General features: G+C 65.3%; 22 protein-coding genes and 1 tRNA gene. 7 read left to right on the forward strand and 16 right to left on the reverse strand.

The features are described 5' to 3' along the window. Positions 1–44: 44 nt before the first annotated feature. Entirely contained in the window at positions 45–2267 is a 2223-nt protein-coding gene (locus tag R5N89_RS02015) for an EAL domain-containing protein (RefSeq protein WP_110568986.1), read from the forward strand. A 176-nt stretch (positions 2268–2443) separates the two neighbouring features. Further along, entirely contained in the window at positions 2444–3784 is a 1341-nt protein-coding gene (locus R5N89_RS02020; RefSeq protein ID WP_110568985.1) for a dihydroorotase, read from the forward strand. A 20-nt stretch (positions 3785–3804) separates the two neighbouring features. Here the strand turns inward: R5N89_RS02020 and R5N89_RS02025 are convergent, their stop codons facing one another. After that, complete coding sequence (locus R5N89_RS02025; RefSeq protein ID WP_167400864.1) at positions 3805–4404, reverse strand: TetR/AcrR family transcriptional regulator; 600 nt, start codon at positions 4402–4404, stop codon at positions 3805–3807. A gap of 67 nt (positions 4405–4471) precedes the next feature. On the opposite strand from R5N89_RS02025, the gene R5N89_RS02030 reads away from it, so the two are divergent. After that, entirely contained in the window at positions 4472–4873 is a 402-nt protein-coding gene (locus tag R5N89_RS02030; RefSeq protein ID WP_244192158.1) for a DUF5367 family protein, read from the forward strand. Between the two features lie 85 nt (positions 4874–4958). Here the strand turns inward: R5N89_RS02030 and R5N89_RS02035 are convergent. The 12 genes from R5N89_RS02035 to R5N89_RS02090 all read right to left on the reverse strand — a co-directional run bounded on the left by R5N89_RS02035 (position 4959) and on the right by R5N89_RS02090 (position 14287). Beyond that, positions 4959–5034 (reverse strand) — tRNA-Phe (locus tag R5N89_RS02035). 59 nt (positions 5035–5093) lie between these two features. Next, a complete protein-coding gene (locus R5N89_RS02040; protein WP_110568983.1) occupies positions 5094–5303 on the reverse strand; it encodes a DNA gyrase inhibitor YacG in 210 nt (69 codons plus the stop codon). Further along, positions 5300–6418 (reverse strand): ribonuclease E/G, encoded by a 1119-nt coding sequence (locus R5N89_RS02045; protein ID WP_208624670.1) that lies wholly within the window; start codon positions 6416–6418, stop codon positions 5300–5302. Before R5N89_RS02045 ends, R5N89_RS02040 begins: the two co-directional genes overlap by 4 nt. After that, the gene (locus R5N89_RS02050) at positions 6415–7044 is read right to left on the reverse strand and encodes a nucleoside triphosphate pyrophosphatase (RefSeq protein WP_110568981.1); all 630 of its coding nucleotides are present in this window, start codon (positions 7042–7044) and stop codon (positions 6415–6417) included. Before R5N89_RS02050 ends, R5N89_RS02045 begins: the two co-directional genes overlap by 4 nt. 16 nt (positions 7045–7060) lie before the next feature. After that, on the reverse strand, positions 7061–7279 hold the full coding sequence (gene infA, locus R5N89_RS02055) for a translation initiation factor IF-1 (RefSeq protein WP_010508114.1): 219 nt from the start codon (positions 7277–7279) through the stop codon (positions 7061–7063). Positions 7280–7376: 97 nt separating this feature from the next. Beyond that, positions 7377–8681: a histidinol dehydrogenase gene (hisD, locus tag R5N89_RS02060; RefSeq protein WP_110568980.1), complete on the reverse strand. Its 1305-nt coding sequence runs from the start codon at positions 8679–8681 to the stop codon at positions 7377–7379. Further along, the gene (gene hisG, locus R5N89_RS02065; protein WP_110569047.1) at positions 8678–9397 is read right to left on the reverse strand and encodes an ATP phosphoribosyltransferase; all 720 of its coding nucleotides are present in this window, start codon (positions 9395–9397) and stop codon (positions 8678–8680) included. The genes hisD and hisG overlap by 4 nt, the downstream gene beginning before the upstream one ends. Before the next feature lie 105 nt (positions 9398–9502). Further along, the gene (gene murA, locus R5N89_RS02070; protein WP_110568979.1) at positions 9503–10765 is read right to left on the reverse strand and encodes a UDP-N-acetylglucosamine 1-carboxyvinyltransferase; all 1263 of its coding nucleotides are present in this window, start codon (positions 10763–10765) and stop codon (positions 9503–9505) included. Between the two features lie 17 nt (positions 10766–10782). After that, positions 10783–11337 carry a dCTP deaminase gene (gene dcd / locus R5N89_RS02075; protein WP_078524902.1) on the reverse strand — a complete coding sequence of 185 codons (555 nt, stop codon included), beginning with the start codon at positions 11335–11337 and terminating at the stop codon, positions 10783–10785. Between the two features lie 94 nt (positions 11338–11431). Beyond that, on the reverse strand, positions 11432–11611 hold the full coding sequence (locus tag R5N89_RS02080; protein ID WP_110568978.1) for a hypothetical protein: 180 nt from the start codon (positions 11609–11611) through the stop codon (positions 11432–11434). A 60-nt stretch (positions 11612–11671) separates the two neighbouring features. Next, on the reverse strand, positions 11672–12826 hold the full coding sequence (locus tag R5N89_RS02085; RefSeq protein WP_110568977.1) for an aromatic ring-hydroxylating dioxygenase subunit alpha: 1155 nt from the start codon (positions 12824–12826) through the stop codon (positions 11672–11674). Between the two features lie 231 nt (positions 12827–13057). After that, entirely contained in the window at positions 13058–14287 is a 1230-nt protein-coding gene (locus R5N89_RS02090; RefSeq protein WP_110568976.1) for a glycosyltransferase family 4 protein, read from the reverse strand. A 100-nt stretch (positions 14288–14387) separates the two neighbouring features. Here R5N89_RS02090 and R5N89_RS02095 point away from each other — a divergent pair, with 100 nt between their 5' ends. The 4 genes from R5N89_RS02095 to infC all read left to right on the forward strand — a co-directional run bounded on the left by R5N89_RS02095 (position 14388) and on the right by infC (position 18992). Continuing rightward, the gene (locus R5N89_RS02095; protein ID WP_244192156.1) at positions 14388–15362 is read left to right on the forward strand and encodes a lipopolysaccharide assembly protein LapB; all 975 of its coding nucleotides are present in this window, start codon (positions 14388–14390) and stop codon (positions 15360–15362) included. A gap of 3 nt (positions 15363–15365) precedes the next feature. Then, on the forward strand, positions 15366–16268 hold the full coding sequence (locus tag R5N89_RS02100) for a glycosyltransferase family 9 protein (protein ID WP_110568973.1): 903 nt from the start codon (positions 15366–15368) through the stop codon (positions 16266–16268). A gap of 41 nt (positions 16269–16309) precedes the next feature. Beyond that, positions 16310–18244: a threonine--tRNA ligase gene (gene thrS / locus R5N89_RS02105; protein WP_110568972.1), complete on the forward strand. Its 1935-nt coding sequence runs from the start codon at positions 16310–16312 to the stop codon at positions 18242–18244. 226 nt (positions 18245–18470) lie between these two features. Continuing rightward, positions 18471–18992 (forward strand): translation initiation factor IF-3, encoded by a 522-nt coding sequence (gene infC, locus R5N89_RS02110; protein WP_061273391.1) that lies wholly within the window; start codon positions 18471–18473, stop codon positions 18990–18992. Positions 18993–19126: 134 nt separating this feature from the next. Here the strand turns inward: infC and R5N89_RS02115 are convergent, their stop codons facing one another. From R5N89_RS02115 to R5N89_RS02125, 3 genes are read right to left on the reverse strand one after another with little or no spacing between them, the layout of a single operon-like run. Further along, the gene (locus tag R5N89_RS02115; protein WP_110568971.1) at positions 19127–19882 is read right to left on the reverse strand and encodes an SIMPL domain-containing protein; all 756 of its coding nucleotides are present in this window, start codon (positions 19880–19882) and stop codon (positions 19127–19129) included. Continuing rightward, a complete protein-coding gene (locus R5N89_RS02120; protein WP_110568970.1) occupies positions 19879–20211 on the reverse strand; it encodes a hypothetical protein in 333 nt (110 codons plus the stop codon). Before R5N89_RS02120 ends, R5N89_RS02115 begins: the two co-directional genes overlap by 4 nt. Positions 20212–20215: 4 nt before the next feature. Continuing rightward, entirely contained in the window at positions 20216–21802 is a 1587-nt protein-coding gene (locus R5N89_RS02125; protein ID WP_110569046.1) for a HAMP domain-containing sensor histidine kinase, read from the reverse strand. Positions 21803–21860 lie beyond the last annotated feature (58 nt).

Below are 21860 nucleotides of genomic sequence, written 5' to 3' on the forward strand. Positions count from 1 at the left end.
TCCCGTGCCTGGTTGGAAACAGGCCTGCTTAACCTTGGATCCCTATGAAAACGCAGAAACCTTCCCCTTCGCCAGCTGTTGTGGCCATTCCTGAAATCAGTTTTGAACTGTTGCATCAGGCGCATGATGGCATGGTCATCATCGATGATCATAACACCATCCTCTATGCCAACCCCGCAGCCGAGACGTTATGGGGCTACGACCCTGGCACGCTTGTGGGGCGCTCCGTGGGGGAACTCATGGCCGCGTCGGTGGAGAATGGGGCAGCACCCTTTGACATCAACGCCTCGATCAAGGCTGTGGAGCCGGTCTCGGGAGAGGTCACGTTCGAGAACCGCAGCGGCGACTACATCTCCGCCGAGGTCAGCCTGACGGCGGCGCGGGTAGGGGTCGATGGACGCCGCTACCGCCTGATGATGGTGCATGGCATTACCGGCGCGGGCCATCGCAGCCGGGTGGTCGAGCTGCAGAATACGGTGTTCCGCTCGCTGTCGAGCGAGATCCAGATCCAGGACGTGGCGGACATGGTCTGCCGCGAGGTCGAGACGCTGGTGCCCAATACGGTTGCCGTGCTGATCCTGCTCGATGAGCAGAACCGGCTGCGCATCCTTTCAGGCCCCGGCATGCCACGCCGCTTTGCCGCGGCCCTGGAAGACATGCGCCTGACCGAGGCCGATATTGCCGCCCTTGCCAATGACCTGAACGAGGCGACGACCATCGTCTGGGACAGCTACCGCTCGGTTGGCATCTCGCTGGGGCTGCACCATTGCTGGGCTTCGGCCATCCGCACGCGCAACGGGCGCATTACCGGCATCTTCGCGCTGTATTCGCGCTCCGAGCGCAACCGTGGCGGCTGGCCCGCGCAGATCGTGAACAGCTGCGTGCCGTTCTGTGGCGTGCTGATCGAGCAGCATGAGGCGCGCCAGCACATCTCGCAGCTGTCGAACTACGACCCGCTGACCGGCTTCCTCAACCGCACGGCGGTGCACAAGGTCATCCGCTCGCTGATCGGCCAGCCGGGGGATAATCATTTCGCGCTGTACATGATCGATATCGACCGCTTCCGTGATATCAACGACGCGCTGGGCCATATCAATGGCGATGGGTTCCTGAAATCCGTTTCCGAGCGGCTCAAGGGTGTTTCGCGCAGCAATTACGTGCTCAGCCGTTCCGGCCCGAACGAGTTCCTGATCATCGTGCCCAACACGCGGCGGGAGGAGGCGCTCAAATTCGCCGATATGTTGCATGGCTGCGTCAAGCAGCCCATCGAGATCGGTGGCAACATGATCGTGCCGACGCTGGGCATCGGCATCAGCCTGTTCCCTGAAAACGGGCCGGATGGCGAATCCCTGCTCAGCTATGCCGAGCAGGCCATGCGGCAGGCCAAGCGCTCGGGGCTGGGCGTGACCCACCTCGCGCGCTCGGAAGACAACAAGGCCGCGCAGGACCGGCTGCTGCTCGGCTCGGCGCTGCGTGAATCGCTGGCGCAGGGGCTGCTCAACCTGCAGTACCAGCCGCAGATCGACGTGCGCAACAACACGCTGTATGGCGTGGAAGCGCTCTCGCGGTGGAACCACCCCACGCTGGGCAACATCTATCCCTCGCGCTTCATTGCCGTGGCGGAGGAAACCGGGCAGATCGAGGCCATCGGCACCTGGTCGCTCGAGCGCGCCGTAAAGCAGATCCTTGAATGGGACGCCCACGGCATTTACGTGCCCACGGTGGCGGTCAACCTTTCCGCCGGGCATTTCCGCAACCGCAATCTGCCCGGCTTCATTGCCCGCCTGCTCAGTGACAGCAAGCTCGAGCCCCATCGCCTGACGGTCGAGATTACCGAGAGCGTGATGATGACTGAAAACGAGGACACGAACATGGTCCTCCAGTCCATCCGCAACCTTGGCGTGGCGCTGTCGATGGATGATTTCGGCACGGGGTATTCGTCGCTTTCCAGGCTGACGCGCCTGCCGCTGACCGAGATCAAGATCGACCGCAGCTTCATCATGAACCTCGAGCATGACGCCAACGCCCAGGCCGTGACCACGGCGGTGATCGGCATTGGCGGCCGTCTTGGCATGACGGTGGTGACCGAAGGCGTGGAAACCGTGCGCCAGCTTGACCTGCTGTGCCAGCTTGGGTGCGATGTGGTGCAGGGCTACCTGTTCGCCCGCCCCATGCCGCCTGAAAAACTTGAGGAATGGCTGCGTGATGACCGCCTCGCCGCCGTGCTGAAGGAAGCCAAGGAAAGCCGCGCCGCCGCCAGCGAATAAGGCGCGGCCCTGCATCGGTAAGCCTGATCCGCACCCCGGCCCGCAAGAGCCGGGGTGTTCTGGTATGGGCGGTTTGCACGGGGGCGGGCGCATGCCATACAAACAGGACCAGCAATCCCCTGCGCCCGCCTGCCGCATGCGGCCGGTTGCGGGTTTATGGCCACAGGATGATCCCCATGACCCTACCCATTTTTGATCTCTGTCTGAAAAATGGCAGCGTTGTCCTGCCTGACGCCACGGTCGTGACCGATGTTTACGTGCGTGACGGGCGTATCGCCCGTATTGGCGGGCAGGGTGACGCGGGCCGGGTCATTGACTGCACGGGGCTGACCGTGCTGCCCGGCGTGATCGACACGCAGGTGCATTTTCGCGAGCCGGGGCTGACGGCGGCGGAAGACCTGGCCACCGGCAGCCTTGCTGCCGTGATGGGTGGCGTGACCGCCGTATTTGAAATGCCCAACACCAAGCCGCCCACCGACTGCCCCGAGGCGGTGGTGGCCAAGCTTGAACATGCGCGCGGGCGCATGTGGTGCGACCATGCCTTTTACGTGGGCGCCACGACCGATAACGCCGAGCGCTGCGCCGAGCTGGAAATGCTGCCGGGCACGGCGGGGATCAAGATCTTCATGGGGTCTTCCACCGGCAGCCTGCTGGTGTCCGAGGATGCGGTGCTTGAGCGGGTGCTGCGCTCGGGCCGCCGCCGTGTCGCGATCCATGCCGAGGACGAGACCCGCCTGCATGAGCGCCTGAACGAACGCAAGGCAGGCGACCCGTCGAGCCACCCGGTCTGGCGTGATGAGGAAACGGCCCTGCGCGCCACGCGGCGCATCGTGCAGCTTGCGCGGCGCACGGGGCGGCGCATCCATGTGCTGCACATCACCACCCCGGCCGAACTTGAGTTCCTGTCAGGCCACAAGGACATTGCGAGTTGCGAGGTGACGCCGCAGCACCTGACGCTGGCAGGCGAGGACGCCTATGCCCGCCTCGGCACGCTGGCGCAGATGAACCCGCCCATCCGTGGCCAGAAATATCGCGACGGGCTGTGGTACTGGATGGGGCAGGGCGTGCCCGATATCATCGGCTCCGACCATGCGCCCCATCCGCTGGCGGCCAAGCAGCGCGCGTATCCCGATACGCCTTCGGGCATGCCGGGGGTGCAGACCCTGCTGCCGCTCATGCTCAACCATGTGGCTCAGGGGCGGCTGTCGCTGCGCCGCCTGGTGGACATGACATCAGCCGGTCCGCAGCGCCTGTTCGGGCTGGTGCGCAAGGGGCGCATCGCGGTGGGATATGACGCGGACTTTTCGGTCGTGGACCTTGGCGCGCGCTGGACGGTGCAGCAGGAATGGCTGGCCTCGAAATGTGGCTGGTCGCCTTTTGTGGGCGATGAACTGACCGGCCGCCCCATGGGCACCATCATCCGCGGCAATGTGGTCATGTGGGAAAACCAGATCGCGCCCACCGCGCAGGGTGAGCCGCTGCTGTTTGAGGCAACAGACCGCCCGCGCGAAGCCTGACAGCACGGATAAGGCGTCCGTTACGGGCACCCCGGTGGCGTGGGGTCCAGCAGGCCTGTCAGATAGGTCGAGACCCCTGCCGTGCTGCCCGGGCTGGCGACTTCCAGCAGGCTTATGCCCTCCACGATGGAAAGGATGGCGGCTGCCCGGCCCGGCTGGGCACCCGTGGGCGGTGTGGTCAGGCGTGAGTCGATCCACGCCATCCAGGCCCGGACTATATCGCGCGCGACGGTGTCATAGGGTTGCATCCCTCTGGCGCCACGGGCGATGACATCGGTCCATACCTGCATGAAGGGGGCCACATCCGCCTCATGGGCAAGCGCGAGCACACGGGTCAGAAACTGCCCCGGTGACAGGCGTGGCCCCGTACTATGCTCCGCCAGCAGGTGGCTCAGGCGATTGCTGATTTCATGCAGCACGGCCAGGATCATCTGCTCACGGGTCGTGAAATAATAAAGCAGCATGCGGTCGCTTGTGCCCAGCTTGGCCGCCAGCGCGCGCACGCTCATATCCCCCAGCCCCTCATGCAGGACAATCGTCGCGATCTCGGCAGTCAGGGCCGCGTGGCGGGTCGCCTTGTCGCCCCGGGCGGCACGTGTGCGGTCTGCTGGCGTTTTCATGCAGAAAATGTAGCGCGTGCTACATGGTTCTGGTATGTAGTGGGTGCTACATATGAAAGGACGAACCATGATGTTGCGCCCAAGGCAGATCGTGATCTGCACATCGCTTGCCGTTTCCTTCTGGTTGCTGGCGACACTCTATATTCGCTTCATGCCCGTGTTTGTTACTGATCCCCTGCGTGGGGATATCGGGTTCATTACCAGCATTCCGGTCTGCTGGCTCAGTCTCTGGCTGACCATCCGCCTGGCCAGACTTGAGCCGCAGCAGATCCTTGCGGGCTGCCTGCTCGTACTGGCTGATGCCATGCTGATTGACGGCATCGCACTGCGCTGGTTTCACGCAGTCTATACGACCGATGAACGGACCGCACGTCTTGGCGCAGCGTGGCTGCTATGGGGATATGGGGTCAGTGCGTGGATTGCCCTTTTCGTGGCAAACCGCAGGGTGCGCCTGCATCCGGCCCGCTGAAGGGCGATTACGAACGCACAAAGCCGCATTCCAACTGCATATACAGTGGATTAGCAGCTTATTATGACAGATTTATTGGATTTAATGGTGCCCAAGACCGGGATCGAACCAGTGACACTGCGATTTTCAGTCGCATGCTCTACCAACTGAGCTACTTGGGCACCGGGCCGTTGGTCCGGCTAGGCCATGGGGCAGGGCCGTCATGACGTTGGACAAGCGTTTACCCCACCTCATCATCGGGATCAACCCGTCTTGTGTATTTTTCATCCGTTTCGGAGGGAATTTCAGTAGAGGGCACGCGATACTGCCCGGAGAACCAGCGCCCGAGGTCCACATCCGCGCAGCGCCGCGAGCAGAACGGCCGGTAGCGCGGGTGGGCGGGCTGGCCACAGATGGGGCAGGGGGCGGCTTTGGGCTGCTGCGCGGTCATGGTTCAAATCTCCAGCCATGGGCGGGCAGGGCCGTGTCGGCCACGGGCTGGAGCACGCGCCCGGTCAGGCGCATGAAGTCCTCCACCCAGGCCGGATGGTCCTGCATCATCTGCATGATACCATAGCCGCAGGCCAGCCGCACGGGCTGCCCGTTGGGCGGCATGCCGCGATAGGCCTGCATCTGCCCGCGCAGGGCGTGCAGCATGCGCCCCTCGCGCGAATGAAACAGTTCATGCAGCGGAGGATGCACGCGCGGGCGCACGATCTCGGCCAGGCCCAGCGCCGTAAAGCCCAGAAAGCGCGGGCGCAGCGGGTCATCGCGCAGCACCGCCTCGATCGTATCGCCCAGCGCGCGGCGCTTGCGGATGGCAAGCCCTGCCACGTCAACCACAATCGCGCCCGACAGGTTGCGCAGCCGCAACTGGCGCATCAGGTCGGGCAGGGCATCGCGGTTGGCGGCAAACTGCGCGGTCTGTTTGGGGCGGCGGTCCATGCTGGTGGCGGCTCCGCCATCCATATCGATCGCAATCAGGGCCGGGGTGGGCGTAATGCTGGCCGACATGCCGCCGGGTAGGGGCACGGTGGCCTCCTGCAGCGCATCGACCTGGGCGCGCAGGTCGCTGTCAAAGGCGGAACTGGCGCGTGACAGGCGTGGGTGCAGGCTGGCGGGCAAAAGGGTGGCAATGGCCGCGTCATCAATGACGATGGGCGCATCAGGATGGCGTGCGGCCAGCCGTTCCAGCGGGGTGAGGCCACGCCGCAGCAGCCGGGGGTCGGCGCCGCCGGGCAGGTCGGGGGGCAGGTTGCGCGCGCCAAGCCGCACGCCCTTGCCGCCCTGTGCGCTGCGGGTGACGGTGACAAGCACCGTCTGCCCCTGCGTAAGTGGACCCAGCCCTTCCGAATCGGGCAGGAAGCCTGCCTGCTCCTGCCCCGGCAGGGTCACGAACGTGCCGCCGAGCGCAGGCGCATGCGCGCTGACGCGGGCGCGGTAAATATCGCCCACCCCATCGGGCATGTCAGGTCGCCACAGGGCGAATTCCTGCATGACGCCATCAAGGGTTACGGCAATGCGGATTTCACCGGGGCTGCTGCTGGCGCAGATGCGCGCGCTCACGAAAGCCAGCTTCCCTTCTGCCCGCGCAGCAACTGGGCTGTCTCGAACAGAGGCAGGCCCACAATGCCGGTGTAGCTGCCTGACATGAATCGTACAAATGCTGCTGCATGGCCCTGTATGGCGTAGCCGCCCGCCTTGCCCTGCCAGTCGCCTGCGGCAATGAGCGCATCGATCTGCACAGGTGTAAGGCGCGAGAAGGTGACCGTGCTGGCGACAATGCGGCTACCTGCACGCCCTTCGGCCCATGCTGCCGTGGGGCGCAGGGCGATGGCGGTAAAAACGGTATGACGGCGGCCCGAAAGCCGCTCGAGGCAGGCGCGCGCCGTCTGCTCGTCTTCCGTCTTGGGCAGGATGCGGCGGCCAAGGGCCACGACCGTATCGGCTGCCAGCACGAGTGCGGGGCCTTCGATCTGGCCAGCCACATGCGCCGCCTTTTCAGCGGCGAGCCGCTCGGCGTAAGGGCGGGGCAACTCGTCATGCCGGGGCGTTTCATCGATATTGGCTGGAAAGACCTGACCGGGCACGAGCCCGATCTGGCGTAGCAGGTCAAGCCTGCGGGGTGAAGCCGAGGCGAGGACAAGCCGCACCTCCGCCTCCGCGCCGCCGGGCGCGGGGGTTCCGGTCATGACCGACAAGGGCGGCTTACTTGAAGCGGAAGGTGATGCGACCCTTTGTCAGGTCATAAGGCGTCATTTCCACATTCACGCGGTCACCGGCGAGTACGCGGATGCGGTTCTTGCGCATCTTGCCGCTGGTATGCGCCAGGATGGTGTGCTCGTTATCCAGTGTAACGCGGAACATGGCATTGGGCAGCAGTTCGGTAACCGTGCCGCTGAATTCGATCATGTCTTCTTTAGACATCGTGTCCTTCAATCATCAAAATGGCCGTCCTGCCGCGGGCCCGCGGCGTAGTACGGTTGGTTTATGTGGGGAGACTCGCCGCCGGGGTCAAGTTCCGTTATTGCGCGCCCTCAAGCTTTGCCAGCCGTACCGCCACGCTAAGGGCATGGGCATCAAGCCCTTCGGCCTGAGCAAGGCTTACGGCGGCAGGCCCGATTTCACGCAGCGACTCGGCCTGCGCCTCGATGAACGTGGTGCGCTTGATAAAGTCGAACACCGAAAGCCCCGACGAGAACCGCGCCGTGCGGCTGGTGGGCAGCACATGGTTCGGCCCCCCCACGTAATCGCCGATCGCCTCGGGGCAGTAGCGCCCCACGAAGATCGCGCCCGCATGCCGCACGCGGTCAAAAACCGGCTGCGGATTATCGATCATGAGTTCCAGATGTTCCGGGGCGATCTCGTTTACAAGGTCGGCGGCTTCATCAAGGTCGCGCACGGTAATGATCGCGCCATGCGCATCCCAGCTGGCGCGGGCGATTGCCGCGCGCGGCAGGGTTTCAAGCTCGGTCGCCACGGCCTGTTCCACCTTCGCCGCCATGCCGGCATCGGGCGTGATCAGGATGGACTGGGCCATGGGGTCGTGTTCGGCCTGGGCCAGCAGGTCAAGGGCAATGGCGCGGGGGTCGTTGTTGCCATCGGCAAGCACCACCACTTCCGACGGACCCGCAATGCTGTCGATACCCACCGTGCCGAACACCTGCCGCTTGGCTTCGGCCACATAGGCATTGCCCGGCCCCACCACGCGGTCAACCGGGGCGATGGTGGCGGTGCCATAAGCCATGGCACCCACGGCCTGGGCGCCACCCACGCGGTAGATCTCGGTCACACCCGCGCGGCGGGCGGCGGCGAGCACGAGCGGGTTGAGCACGCCATCGGGCGTGGGCACGCACATGGCAATGCGCCCGACACCCGCCACATGGGCGGGGATGGCGTTCATCAGCACGGACGAAGGATAGGCCGCCTTGCCGCCGGGCACGTACAGCCCCACCGAATCCAGCGCCGTCCAGCGCATGCCCAGTGTCACGCCTGCGCCATCGACATATTTCATGTCGGCCGGCATCTGCGCCCTGTGAAAGGACTCGATGCGGGTGGCAGCGACTTCAAGCGCCTCAAGCAGGGCGGGGGGCACGTGCGCGCAGGCGGCCTCGACCTCTGCGGGCGTGATGCGCAGGGTGGCGGGGGTGACGCTGGTGCGGTCGAAGCGGTTGGTGAATTCGCACAGCGCCGCATCCCCGCGCGTGCGCACGGCGGCGAGGATCTCGGTTACGGGGCCATCGACGCGGGCGGTATCGCTGTCGCGCTCGGTCAGCAGGCGTCGGAACTCGGCGTGGAAATCCGCCTGGGTGCTCGTCAGGCGCTTCATGCCGTGTGCTCCTTGGCCAGTGCCGTGCGGAAACGGTTGATGATCGCGGTAATGCGCTCGGGCTGGGTTTTCAGCGCCGTGCGGTTCACGATCAGGCGGCTGGTGATGTGGGCGATGGTCTGGGTTTCCTCCAGCCCGTTGGCGCGCAGCGTGGAGCCGGTATCGACCAGATCGACGATCAGGTGCGAAAGATCCAGCACCGGGGCCAGTTCCATCGCGCCATGCAGGTGCACGATGGAGGCATTGATGCCACGCGCCGCGAAATGCCGCCGCGTGAGCGAAGGATACTTGGTGGCCACCCGCACCTGCGAGAGGCGGTTGGGGTTGTCTTCCTGCCCGCTGCGATCCTTGGGCTGGGCGATGGAAATGCGGCACCCGCCAATGCCCAGATCAAGCGGGGCATAGATTTCGGGATAGTCGAATTCCATCAGCACATCAGCGCCGCAGATGCCGATCTGCGCCCCGCCAAAGGCCACGAAGGTCGCCACATCGAACGAGCGCACGCGCACCACGTCGATGCCGGGGTTATTGGTCGAGAAACGCAGGAGGCGGCTTTTATCGTCACTGAAATCCGGTCCGGGCACAATGCCCGCCATATGCAGAAGCGGCGCCGCGGCTTTGAGGATACGGCCCTTGGGCAGGGCGAGTACCAGCGGGCTATCCGTTTCCGGAATGGCGGTCTGGGCCGGTGACAGGACGGTCAATGCATTCTCCACGCATGAAGGCAGGCCCACCGCAATCGCAGGCGGGCCTTAAGTGACATGCGCGCATACCACATTCAGCCATCATGCAGGAAGCGCGCTTTTCTCAGGCCAGATGCCTCAGCCTGAAACACGCTCGATATGGGCACCCACCTGTGCCAGCTTGCGCTCGACCGCCTCATAGCCACGGTCAAGGTGATAGACCCGGCTCAGGATCGTCTCGCCATGGGCTGCAAGCCCCGCCAGTATGAGCGAGAACGAGGCCCGCAGGTCGGTCGCCATGACCGGCGCGCCTGAAAGCGAATGCACGCCACGGATGATGGCCGACGAGCCATGCACGTTAATGCGCGCGCCCATGCGGTTGAGTTCGGGCACATGCATGAAGCGGTTCTCGAAAATGGTCTCGGTCACCATCGACGCCCCTTCCGCCACCGAGAGCAGCGCCATGAACTGCGCCTGCATGTCGGTGGGAAAGCCGGGATAGGGCTCGGTCATGATATCGACCCCGCGCAGCGCACCGGTGCGCTGCACGCGCACAGCGCCTTCTTCCTGCACCATTTCCACGCCGGCTTCCTCCAGCGCGCGCACCACGGCGCCGAGATGCTCGACCTGACCGCCCACCAGGCGCAGCTCGCCCCCGGTAATGGCGGCGGCACAGGCATAGGTGCCGCATTCGATGCGGTCGGGCATGACGCGGTAGCGCGCGCCATGCAGGCCCTCGACCCCATCAATCACCAGCTTGCCGGTGCCGACGCCGCTAATGCGTGCGCCCATGGCGTTGAGGCAGCCGACCAGATCGCCAATCTCGGGCTCGCGCGCGGCGTTGATGATCTCGGTGCGGCCCGTGGCGAGAGAGGCGGCCATGAGCAGGTTCTCGGTCGCCCCCACCGAGGCAAACGGCAGGATGACCCGCTCGCCCTTCAGCCCGTTCGGGGCCTCGGCGTGGATGTAACCGTTCTCGAGCGTGATCTTCGCCCCCAGCGTTTCCAGCGCCTTGAGGTGCAGGTCAACGGGGCGGGTGCCGATGGCGCAGCCGCCGGGCAGCGACACGCGGGCCTCGCCGCAGCGTGCGAGCAGCGGGCCAAGCACCAGGATCGAGGCCCGCATCATGGAGACGATGTCGTATGGCGCTTCCGTATTGGTAATCTCGCCACCGACGGAGAGCGTGCCGCCATCGCCGCTCACGTCTTCCACGCTCAGGCCATGCTGTTCGAGCAGGCGGCGCATGGTGCGGATGTCGGCAATGCGGGGCACGTTTTCGAGCACCAGCGGCTCGGGCGTGAGCAGCCCCGCCACCAGCAGCTTGAGGGCGGAGTTCTTGGCCCCGCCAATAACGATGTCGCCACGCAGCGGGTGGCCGCCGTGGATGATGAAACGGTCCATAGGCTTGCGGTTCCTGCTTACATGCGCGGTGGGGCGACGCCGATCTGCCCCATGTATTTGCCCTTGCGGTCGGCGTAGCTGACCTCGCACGGTGAGGCCCCCTGAAAGAACAGGAACTGGCAGATGCCCTCATTGGCATAGATGCGCGCGGGCAGCGGCGTGGTGTTGCTGATCTCGATCGTGACCTGCCCCTCCCATTCCGGCTCCAGCGGGGTCACGTTGACGATAATGCCGCAGCGCGCATAGGTGGATTTGCCCAGGCACACCACCAGCGTGTCACGCGGTATGCGGAAATACTCGACCGTATGCGCCAGCACGAAGCTGTGGGGCGGGATGGTGCAGCAGTCGCCATGGCGGGTGACGAAGCTGTTCTCGGCAAAGTTCTTGGGGTCGACCACCGCGTTGTCCACGTCGGTGAAAATCTTGAATTCGTTGGCGATGCGCGCATCGTAGCCATAGGAGGACAGGCCGAAGGAAATGACGCCCTCACGGCTCTGTTTTTCCACGAAAGGCTCGATCATGCCGTGTTCCGTGGCCATGCGACGAATCCACGTATCAGGCATTATGGGCATGGTGTCCGTTCCTCCGGCATGGATTGCGCGCAGGGCGTGCCCTGCGGCTTGCGCGACCACTAACGAAGTGATCGGCCAACCGCAACCGGCAAAATCACGCTTCGTTGCCGGATGTGTCCTGCGGCGGGGCCTCGGGCGGCGTAATGCGCGCGCGGCTCTGCTGCTTGCGCCTGCGCAGGTTCGCGCGCAGGGCTTCGGCCTCGCGCTCGAGGCGGGCAAGGCGCGCGGCTTCGGCCCTGTCGGTCAGGCGGGGGGTGTCAGGCCGGTCGGTCATGGCGGTGTTTCGTTCAAAGGCAGGGCCATCCGCCCCATGCCGGGGCGGATGGCGGGGCGCTCAGGCCGTGGTTTCGGGTGTGGCGGCGCAGGCAGCGGGTGCGGCGAGCGCTACGGGTGCCGCGTCAGCCTGCGGTGCTGCATCCTGCGCAATGCCGCAGCGCGTGAGCAGTTCGCGCAGCGCCTTGACCACGGGGAAGATCTCGACATTGCGGTCGTGGCCCACCTCGTTCCACGCCGCCTGCTCCAGTTCCACGATTTCCTTGTCTTCAAGGAAGATGCGGTTGGTGAACCAGCCCAGCGCAGGCCAGATCAGGTCGATCAGCAGCGGGGTCTGCGGGCGCAGGATGGACAGCAGGCCAAAGGCCTGGGTCACGCGCTCGTCCTTGTCCACCGGCACGTAGGCCGTCCACAGATCCATGATCAGGTCACCGTCCTTATCGGTGATGCGCAGGGTCTGGTACGGGTATTCGGTGCGGATGGTCACCACTTCCTCAATGGGCTGTTCGCGGCCGTTGAGGTCCTTGTGCTTGCCAAAGATCAGGCGCTCGGCCAGCGGCTGCTGGCCCGCGCAGCGCATGAAGCTGTAGCGTGCCTCGATGAAGTCCTCGCCCTTGTCCTGACCAAGGAAACGCGCCTTGATCTGGCCCATCTGGCGGCGGTGCAGGAACTGATGGTTCATGTCCATCAGGTTCTCGTGCATGAAGGTGTAGTGGCAGTTCACGCGCGGGCCGAACTGCTTGGTCTTGTAGGCGGGATTGGCGGTCTGGGCCAGTTTGGGGAAGGGGACGGTATCCGCCTTGGCCGGATCGCCGGGGAAGACGAAGATCAGCCCGCCTTCCTCACGCACGGGGAAGGTGCGCACGCCGTTGGGCATCTTGCCCTTGCCCAGATAGGGCACGTCGATGCAGCGCCCCGAGCGGCCAAACGCCCAGCCATGATAGCAGCAGCGCACGGTCTGGCCATTCACGGTGCCCTTGCTCAGCGGCACCTGGCGGTGGGGGCATCGGTCGAACAGGGCAAAGACGGTGCCTTCCTCCGGGCGGACGAGCACCATGGGAATGCCCGCAAAGCTGACGGCCAGCGTCTTGTTCCGGCGCAGGGCGGAAGACCACGCCACCGGATACCAGAAATCCGGGTTGGAATTGACCCGCCGCAGGTCGGGCGTGGCTGCCGTGGCGGCGGTGTCTGTCTGGACGGGGGAAATCTGGTTCATGTGGTGCAGTCCCGAAGTGTTCACGTTAAACGGCGGTCAGCGGGCATCCCCGTCCGCCAGGAATCAGAATGTGCCATGGGTGAAGAATTTCAGCCGGGTTGTCGACTGTAAAACAGTCCCTTGCATATGGCCCATGCTCGGGGCTGGATGCTCCGCCAGGGTTTTGGGGCGGGCATGAGGCAGATCAAGGCATTGTTGCACCGTATATGACATAATTACGGTGCAACCCTTTCAGCCAGCCTGGGGCAGGGCTTCCTCATCCCACTCCGGGCTGCCCATGGCGGTGTGATAAAACGTATCCGCCAGCCGGGTGTGCAGGAGTTCATCATAAACGCATAGCGTCGCGTACTGCATGGCCTGGGTGGAATAATGCAGCAGCACGTTTTCGCGCGCACGCACGGCAAGATCCGCGCGTTCTTCCACTGACAACGCGGCCACGTGGCGGATGCACGCTGCCAGCGCCTGCGTGTCATCGGGGGGGAAGGCAAAGCCGGTCACGCCGTTGTCTACTGTTTCGAGCGCCGCGCCATGGGCGGCCACGATCACGGGGCGGCCCATGGCCTGCGCCTCCACCACCACGCGGCCAAACGGTTCGGGCCGGCGCGAGGGCACCACGATCATGTCAGCCAGCATCATGGCCGCGGGCATGTCCGCGCAGTGCCCGGCAAAGCGCAAATGTTCGGCAATGCCGCTGCGTTCGGCCTGGGCCACGAGCGCGCGGCCTTCCTTCGCGTTGGCCTCGCCCACGAAAATGCACACCCAGTCCCGGCTGAAGCCTTCCGTGCGGGTGAGATGGGCCAGCGCCTCGATCAGCACGGCATGGCCTTTCCACGCCGTTACGCGCGCGGGTAGCATGATGACCGTGGCCCCATCGGGGATGTGCCATAGCCCCAGCAGCTTCTGCACCCGGTTGCCGCGCACGTTATGCGGGTCAAAGCGCAGCATGTCCGCCCCGCGCGGGATCAGGCGCAGGCGGTCGTCGCCCACCTTGTATTCATCACGCAGGCGGGTGGCAATGTACTGGCTGATGGCAATGACCCGCGCGCCCGAGGCCAGCACGCTGTTATAGCGCTTCTTGCCCGGCAGGTTGGCCGCGTGCACGCCATGCCACGTGGTGACCAGCGGCACGCCCGCCCTGCGGCAGGCAAGCGATGCCGCCCAGGCGGGCGCGCGCGAGCGGGCGTGCACCAGGCTGACGCCATGTTCGGCCATGACATGACACAGCCGGCTGGCGTTGCGCATGATGGAGAAGGGGTTCTTGGCCCCGAGTTCGAGCGCGATGGGGGTTGCGCCGATATATTTCAGGCGTGGCACAAGGCGCCCGCCCGCACTGGCCACCAGCGCCGTGCCGCCAGCCTGTACGATGGCCTGCGCCATTTCCAGCGTGCCATGTTCTATGCCGCCGGATTCGAGTGCTGGCAGCACCTGCAGGATGACGGGTCGGTCAGTAACGGTTTGCATCACATTTCACCATACCACGAACGCAATGGAACTGCACGGTCTGCGGGTCAATGGGGCTTTGGCCTTGACCTTGGCCGCAGGCAGGCCGACGAATGCGCTAATGAGACCTTTTGCCCAGCCATCCTTCTGTGCGCCCGCCTCATGGCGCAGCCCTGCCGCAGGGCCGGTGCCGGTGTTGTCGTGCCCCCGGCGCGCGGGTTTCATGGCCTTTGGCCTCGTGCTGGCCGCGGGCCTTGCGTGCGGGCGCGCCCGGGCCGATGAAACCGGCCCCGTGAAAGACGTGCAGCCGCCCATCGCCACGCCTGCATCCGCCCCGTCCGTGCCCGCAGCGCCAGAGAGCTGGGATTTCAGCCACTGCACCGCCACCCTTGCCGATGACCCCGATGGCGTCCGTGATTATGCCGAGGACTGGCGCAGCCATGGCGGCGGGCTTGAGGCCGAGCAGTGCGCGGCCCTGGCCGAGATGGAACTTGGCGATGTCGCCACCGCCGCCACTACCCTCGACCGCCTGGCGCATGTGCCAGACTGGCCCGCAGGCCCGCCCGAGGGCAGGCGGGGCAACAGGCATGCCGTTGTGGAAACACCCGCTTCCCGCCTGCGCCGTGCCAGCGTGGCGGAGGCGGCGGCCCGCGCCTGGCAGGCCGATGACAGCCCGAAGCAGGCCTTTGACAGCGCCACCTATGGCCTGACGCTGGCCCCGGATGATCCGGCGCTGAAGCTGGTCTATGCGCGGGTGGCGGTGGAGCTTGGCCAGCCCCAGCGCGCCATCGACATGCTCACGCCGCTGCCATCCGCCCCCGCCGCGCGTGATGAGGCGCTGGTGGCGCGGGCGGGCGCGTGGCGCCAGCTCGGGCGCATCGATCAGGGCATGGCCGATATCAACGCCGCCCTGCATGACATGCCCCATAATGGCGCGGCCCTGCTTGAGCGTGGCATCCTGTACCAGCGTCAGGGGCAGATGGAACAGGCCCGCGCCGACTGGCTCGACGTGGTGAAGCAGGCCCCGGATTCGGATGAGGCCGATCTCGCGCGTCAGGATCTCGCCCTGCTGGAAACCGACCCCGAGGCACCCTGACCCATGGCCCGCATTCTTGTCATCCGCCTGGGCGCGCTGGGCGATTTCGTGCAGTCATTCGCGCCGTTTGCCGCCATCCGCGCCCATCATCCCCATGATGAGGTGGACCTGATGACCCAGCCTGCCCTTGCCGAACTCGGGCGGGCCTGCCCGTGGTTTGACCATGTGCGGCTCGACCGCAGGCCCCCGTGGCGCGACATTGCGGGCATCATGGCGCTGCGGCGCGTGCTGCGTGGTTATGACTTCATTTACGACCTGCAGACCTCGGGGCGCAGCACGCGCTATTTTCATCTTTCGGGGCACAGGGCGTGGTCGGGAATCGGCCGGGGCGCGCAGGCGGAGCATGACAACCCCCAGCGGCGCTTCATGCACACCCGGGCCCGCCAGCGCGACCAGCTCAGGCGGGCGGGACTCGAGCACCTGCCCGCGCCCGACCTGTCATGGCTGGCCCGGGGCGGCCCCGTGCTGCCTGCGCCCTACGCTGTGCTCGTGCCCGGTGCCGCCGCCCACCGCCCGGCCAAGCGCTGGCCGGTGGAACGCTACGCAGCCCTTGCCACGCGCCTGCACACGCAGGGCCTGCTGCCGGTTGTGGTGGGGGGGAAAGGCGAGGCCGGGCTGGCCCGCATCATCCGCCAGGCCTGCCCCGAGGCGCTGGACCTGACCGGCCGGACCACGCTGCCCGAACTCGGCGGCGTGCTGGCGCGCGCGGCGTGGGCCGTGGGCAATGATACCGGGCCCATGCACATGGCAGCCGCCCTCGGGGTCGCGTGCACCGTGCTGTTTTCCGCTGACAGCAACCCTGCCCTGACCGCCCCGGTAGGGGTGCGGGCAGGGCAGGTACAGGTGATTTATGTACATGATCTGGCCACCGTGCGCGTTGACAGGGTTGCGGCAACGCGCGCCTGACGCCATTACAGCGCAGTATATTCTTACCGGAGCAATGAACCATGCCTGCCATCACCCTGCCTGACGGATCCGTTCGCCGCTTTGACGGGGCAGTGACGGGCACTACCGTGGCGCAGTCCATCGGCGCCGGTCTCGCCCGCGCCGCTCTTGCCATGGAAGTGGATGGCAAGCTCATGGATATCGGCCGCGAGATCGACCACGACGCCAGCCTGCGCTTCATCACGCGCAAGGACCCCGAGGCGCTGGAAATGATCCGCCACGACGCCGCCCACGTGCTGGCCGAGGCCGTGCAGTCGCTCTTTCCCGGCACACAGGTCACGATTGGCCCGTCGATCGAGAATGGCTTCTATTACGATTTCTACCGTAACGAGCCGTTCAGCCCGGAGGATTTCGCCGCCATCGAAAAGCGCATGGGCGAGATCGTGGCCGCCAACGAACCCTTCGTGCGCGAGGCGTGGCCGCGGGACAAGGCCATCGAATTCTTCGAGAACAAGGGCGAGCGCTTCAAGGCCGAACTGATCCGCGACCTGCCGGCGGATGAGGAAATCTCGATCTACCGCCAGGGCGAATGGCTGGACCTATGCCGTGGCCCGCACCTGCGCGGCACGGCTGATGTGGGCCATGCCTTCAAGCTGATGAAGGTGGCGGGCGCCTACTGGCGCGGCGACCACCGCAACCCCATGCTCACGCGCATCTACGGCACGGTCTGGCGCGACCGCAAGGAGCTTGAGGCCCACCTGCACCAGCTTGAGGAAGCCGAGCGTCGCGACCACCGCCGCATTGGCCGCGAGATGGACCTGTTTCACATTCAGGAAGAAGCCGTGGGCCAGATCTTCTGGCACCCCAAGGGCTGGCGGCTGTACACCGTGCTGCAGGACTACATGCGCCGCGCCCAGGATGGCAACGGCTACCAGGAAGTCCGCACCCCCCAGCTCGTTGACCGCGCCCTGTGGGAGGCCTCGGGCCACTGGGACAAATACCGCGAGCACATGTTCATCGCCACCGTGGAGGACGAGGACAAGACCTTGGCGCTCAAGCCGATGAACTGCCCGTGCCATGTGCAGATCTTCCGCCACGGGCTGCGCTCATATCGCGAACTGCCGCTGCGCATGGCGGAATTCGGCGCGTGCCACCGCTACGAGCCCTCGGGCGCGCTGCACGGCATCATGCGCGTGCGCGGCTTTACGCAGGATGATGCGCATATCTTCTGCACCGAGGACCAGATTGCCGATGAAACCGCGCGTTTCGTCCGCATGCTGGCCGATGTGTATCAGGATCTCGGCTTCGAGCACTTCCGCGTAAAGTTTGCGGATCGCCCCGAACAGCGCGCGGGCGATGATGCGACATGGGACCGGGCGGAAAACGCGCTGAAAGTGGCCTGCGACATGGCGGGCGTGACCTACGAGCACAATCCGGGCGAGGGCGCGTTCTATGGCCCCAAGCTGGAATTCGTGCTGCGTGACGCCATTGGCCGTGACTGGCAGTGCGGCACGCTGCAGGTCGATTACGTGCTGCCCGAGCGGCTTGATGCCTCCTATGTGGGCGAGGACAGCGCGCGCCATCGCCCCGTCATGCTGCACCGGGCCATTCTCGGCTCGTTCGAGCGATTCCTTGGCATCCTGATCGAGCAGCATGCCGGGCGCTTCCCGCTGTGGCTCGCACCCACCCAGGTGGTCGTGGCCTCGATCGTGACCGATGCGGCCGATTATGCCCAGCATGTGACCGACAGCCTGCGGGCGGCCGGGCTGGTGGTGGAAGCAGACCTGCGCAACGAGAAGATCAACGCCAAGATTCGCGAGCACAGCCTAGCCCGCGTGCCGGTCATTCTGGTGGTGGGCCGCAAGGAAGCGGAGGAAAACACCGTGGCCATGCGCCGCCTGGGCGGCAAGACGCAGGAAGTGCTGCCGCTTGAAGAAGCGGTCTCTGCCCTTGCATATGAGGCCCTGCCACCCGATATCCGTCGCAAGCGCGGCTGATTAGCCCTGTCCCGTGCCGGAACTGCATGGCTGTTTTCGCAGGTGCGGGGCAAGACAGTACTTGATCTGGGGCGCGTCTTTGCGTCACATATCTTTCCATAATGTAAGGTCATTCCTTGCCCGCGTGTTTTTTCGTGGCTTTGCCCACGGCGCGTGGGCAGCGGGAATGGCCTTGCCTGCCGTTTGAATGCAACAGTTACAGGAGCTGACCATAGCCAGACCCCCGATGCCCACTCCGCCAAATCGAGAGGGCCCCCGCGTCAATGAAGAGATCCGCGTGCCGCAGGTGCGTCTGATCGATGAAGAGGGCGAGATGCTCGGCATCATGTCCACGCGTGATGCGCTGGCACGCGCTTATGCCGCTGGTCTTGACCTGCTTGAAATCAGCCCGAACGCCGAGCCGCCGGTGGCCAAGGTGCTCGATTACGGCAAGTTCAAATACGAGCAGCAGAAGAAGCGCAACGAAGCGCGCAAGAAGCAGAAAGTCATTGAAATCAAGGAAGTCAAGGTTCGCCCGAACATTGATGAAAATGACTATCAGGTGAAAATGCGCGCGATGAAGACCTTCATCGGCGAGGGTGACAAGGTGAAGGTGACCCTTCGCTTCCGTGGCCGCGAAATGGCGCATCAGGATCTGGGTGTGAAGGTTCTCGAACGTATCCGCGCCGAGATGGATGAACTGGCCAAGGTTGAGCATATGCCCAAGCTTGAAAACCGCCAGATGATCATGGTGCTGGCACCGCGTTGACACCCTTGCGGGTGTAGAATGCAAAAGCCCGGAGGGATTACCCTCCGGGCTTTTTTTATGGCTAAAAGCTTTAGAAGAACGCCGCCTTTTTGAAAAAAAAGCGGCATCCAAAAACTTCTATTTTTATCAATGCTTTAGGGTTTGAGGATCACCGTTGCCCGCGCCGTCGCGGTTACATCCTGCTGCCCGGTGGGGGCTTCGGGGGCGGCCACGTCGGCGGAGGCCATGCGGGCCATCATCATCATGGGCATGGGGCGGGGGAAGTTCTGCTCCTCAAGGGCGACCGAGCGGATCGAGGCCACCTTGAGCTTGAGCGTCGCGGCCGCCGCCTGAGCGCGGGCCTGCATGTCTTCCAGCGCCAGGGTTTCGGCCTTGCGGGTCAGTTCCGCGCGCCTGTTGCGCGAAAGGGACCAGTCCAGCCGGGTCAGCGCCAGGTTTTCAGCCTGTATGCGGCCTACGAGCGGCAGCAGCACCTTGCCGTCGGCTGCCGTCAGGCGCAGGCCCTGCCGCGCCACCCAGTGCGGCTTGCGGTTCTGGTGCACATCGCCTTCATCATGATGCACGAAATAGGATTCGGCATTGATGACCAGCCCGTCGGTATGGGCGGTGGCGGCCATGGCCTTGCTGATGAGCGCATTGAGCTGCGCCTGCGCGGCAGCGGCGGTATCGGCCTGCGCCTCGGCCACGAAGGTGGCGGTCAGTTCATCGGGCGGGGCCTGCACGGTGCCGGTCGCGCTCAGTTCGAGTTCGGTGCCATCGGGGCGTGTGGAGTCGGGGGATTGGGTCTGGGCCATGCCTGTTGCCGGATGCAGCCCTGCTACGGCCAGCAGGCCGCACAGCGCCACCCTCTGGCTGGTGCGGGCGGGAAACAAAAAATGAAGTCGGGTCATGAATGCGTGGTCTCCTTGAGTTCGACCAACGCGCGACGCAGCCGAACGATGCCTGAGCGGACACGCCCCTCGCGGCACATGTCCGCACCCTGCATGCGCAGGCTGTCCACATCCTGCGGCAGGGCGGGGCCGTAGGCGTCGATGATGTTGAGCAGCCGGTTGCAGTAGGCCTTGGTGTCACTGGTAATGATGACCGGCTTGTCGCCTCCGCCATCACGCGTGGCCATGATCTGGGGCGTGCCCTCCGGCGCTATCGGCGCGGGTGCTGCGCCGCACAGGCAGAAACTCATCACGACGATGGCGGGCGTCACGGAGGATTGCATGGTCATGATGCTACTCTACGCTACTGTTCGTGTCGTGCTGATGGGGTAAAGGTGACGTTTGAGTCATGCCTGATATGTGCGCCGATGAGGACATCTCCGCCTCTGCCTCCGCCAGGGCGCTGGCCGCCACGGGCAGCGCGAGCGAAACCGTAAGCCCCGGCGCATGCGATGAGAGATGCATCTGCCCCCCATGCAGTTGCACGATGGCCCGCACCATCGACAGGCCCAGCCCCGAGCCGGGGGTATTACGGGCCTTCTCCGCGCGGAAGAAGCGTTCGGTCGCGCGCGCCATGTCCGCCTCGCTCATGCCAATGCCCTCGTCACTGACCGAAAGGTCGAGCATGCCCTCGCCCGTGGGGCCGGCAAGGCGCCCCGGCGCGCTCTCGCGCAGGTGCGCGCGCAGGTAAACCTTACCGCCGGGGGGCGAGAACTTGATGGCGTTATCAAGCATGTTGGCCACCGCCTGCTGCACCAGCGAGCGGTCGCCATAAAAGAACAGGCGCGCGGGCAGGTCGAGTGCCAGCGCAATGCCACGCTCTTCCGCCACGGCTTCGTACAGGTCGGCCACGTCGCGCAGCACGGGCACGAGGTCGAAGGTCATGAACGCGGAGCGGCGTGCCCCCGCCTCGATCTGGGCAATGCGCAGCAGGGCCTCGAATACGGCGGTCACGTTATCAAGGTCGCCCACCGCACGCTCGATCGCGCCGCGCAGCTCATCGGGCGTGCTGGCGTGGAGTGCGGCATCTTCAAGCTGGGTGCGGGCGCGGGCGATGGGGGTGCGCAGGTCATGGGCAATGGCGTTGGACACCTGCCGCACGCCATCCATCAGGCGCACGATCCGGTCGAGCATTTCATTGATGGCCTCGGCCACCTGATCCATCTCGTCGCCATTGCCCACAAGCGGCATGCGGCGGCTCAGATCGCCATGCGCGATGGCGGATGTGGTGCGCGCCACGGTCTTGACCATGCGGCGGAAAATGCGGTGCACCAGCACCGCCCCGCTGATGGCCAGCAACGTGACCATGACCCACGCCCAAAGCAGCGAATCGGTCAGCAGATGGCGCAGGATGCCGCGCGCGCGCACATCGCGCCCCACCAGCAGGCGGTAGCCGCTATCAAGCTGGCCTTCCGTATGGGTCTGGGCCGTGCCGGGCAGGTTGTAGGCATGGAGCTGGGCCATGCCGCGCAGCCCCGCGCGGGTATCGGGCAGGTTGTACCACCGGTCGGTGTGCTCCACCCTGCCGGGCCAGGCGGAGACGTTGCCGGTCAGGTAATTGCCCTGCGGGTCGATGACCAGATAGATCGCATCATCATCAAGGTTCTGTTCAAGCCGGTCCTCGATGGTCAGGGCCAGCGTGGGCAGGCCGCCCATCACCCAGCGCTCGGCCAGGCCGCGGGCATCGGCGTTGATGGCGGTTTCCACCTGGCGTTCAAGGAACCCGATCGTGCCCCACCACATGAACGACATGAACAGGATGGAAGACAGCGCGAACATCGTGCCATAGGCCAGCGAAAAGCGCAGGCTGGCCGACCGCCATGCCCGCCAGCGCGAGCGGCGCGGCGGCGCGGCGGTGCAGAATACGGGGGGTACTGTCATGGCTGCCCGCGCCGTGGCCATCCACGCCCGCGCTGCCCGGCATGGGCCGTGCCGTGCC

It is taken from the genome of Komagataeibacter sucrofermentans DSM 15973 (assembly GCF_040581405.1).
GTDB lineage: Bacteria > Pseudomonadota > Alphaproteobacteria > Acetobacterales > Acetobacteraceae > Komagataeibacter > Komagataeibacter sucrofermentans.

What these genes read in the sequence shown, in the direction of transcription:
- R5N89_RS02050 (WP_110568981.1), bottom strand. Translation starts at nt 7,044, where the DNA reads ATGACCGGAACCCCCGCGCCCGGCGGCGCGGAGGCGGAGGTGCGGCTT.
- dcd (WP_078524902.1), bottom strand. Translation starts at nt 11,337, where the DNA reads ATGCCCATAATGCCTGATACGTGGATTCGTCGCATGGCCACGGAACAC.
- infA (WP_010508114.1), bottom strand. Translation starts at nt 7,279, where the DNA reads ATGTCTAAAGAAGACATGATCGAATTCAGCGGCACGGTTACCGAACTG.
- murA (WP_110568979.1), bottom strand. Translation starts at nt 10,765, where the DNA reads ATGGACCGTTTCATCATCCACGGCGGCCACCCGCTGCGTGGCGACATC.
- R5N89_RS02095 (WP_244192156.1), top strand. Translation starts at nt 14,388, where the DNA reads ATGAGACCTTTTGCCCAGCCATCCTTCTGTGCGCCCGCCTCATGGCGC.
- R5N89_RS02100 (WP_110568973.1), top strand. Translation starts at nt 15,366, where the DNA reads ATGGCCCGCATTCTTGTCATCCGCCTGGGCGCGCTGGGCGATTTCGTG.
- R5N89_RS02025 (WP_167400864.1), bottom strand. Translation starts at nt 4,404, where the DNA reads ATGAAAACGCCAGCAGACCGCACACGTGCCGCCCGGGGCGACAAGGCG.
- R5N89_RS02080 (WP_110568978.1), bottom strand. Translation starts at nt 11,611, where the DNA reads ATGACCGACCGGCCTGACACCCCCCGCCTGACCGACAGGGCCGAAGCC.
- hisD (WP_110568980.1), bottom strand. Translation starts at nt 8,681, where the DNA reads ATGAAGCGCCTGACGAGCACCCAGGCGGATTTCCACGCCGAGTTCCGA.
- R5N89_RS02040 (WP_110568983.1), bottom strand. Translation starts at nt 5,303, where the DNA reads ATGACCGCGCAGCAGCCCAAAGCCGCCCCCTGCCCCATCTGTGGCCAG.
- R5N89_RS02115 (WP_110568971.1), bottom strand. Translation starts at nt 19,882, where the DNA reads ATGACCCGACTTCATTTTTTGTTTCCCGCCCGCACCAGCCAGAGGGTG.
- R5N89_RS02015 (WP_110568986.1), top strand. Translation starts at nt 45, where the DNA reads ATGAAAACGCAGAAACCTTCCCCTTCGCCAGCTGTTGTGGCCATTCCT.
- R5N89_RS02085 (WP_110568977.1), bottom strand. Translation starts at nt 12,826, where the DNA reads ATGAACCAGATTTCCCCCGTCCAGACAGACACCGCCGCCACGGCAGCC.
- R5N89_RS02030 (WP_244192158.1), top strand. Translation starts at nt 4,472, where the DNA reads ATGATGTTGCGCCCAAGGCAGATCGTGATCTGCACATCGCTTGCCGTT.
- R5N89_RS02120 (WP_110568970.1), bottom strand. Translation starts at nt 20,211, where the DNA reads ATGACCATGCAATCCTCCGTGACGCCCGCCATCGTCGTGATGAGTTTC.
- infC (WP_061273391.1), top strand. Translation starts at nt 18,471, where the DNA reads ATGCCCACTCCGCCAAATCGAGAGGGCCCCCGCGTCAATGAAGAGATC.
- R5N89_RS02090 (WP_110568976.1), bottom strand. Translation starts at nt 14,287, where the DNA reads ATGCAAACCGTTACTGACCGACCCGTCATCCTGCAGGTGCTGCCAGCA.
- R5N89_RS02125 (WP_110569046.1), bottom strand. Translation starts at nt 21,802, where the DNA reads ATGACAGTACCCCCCGTATTCTGCACCGCCGCGCCGCCGCGCCGCTCG.
- thrS (WP_110568972.1), top strand. Translation starts at nt 16,310, where the DNA reads ATGCCTGCCATCACCCTGCCTGACGGATCCGTTCGCCGCTTTGACGGG.
- R5N89_RS02020 (WP_110568985.1), top strand. Translation starts at nt 2,444, where the DNA reads ATGACCCTACCCATTTTTGATCTCTGTCTGAAAAATGGCAGCGTTGTC.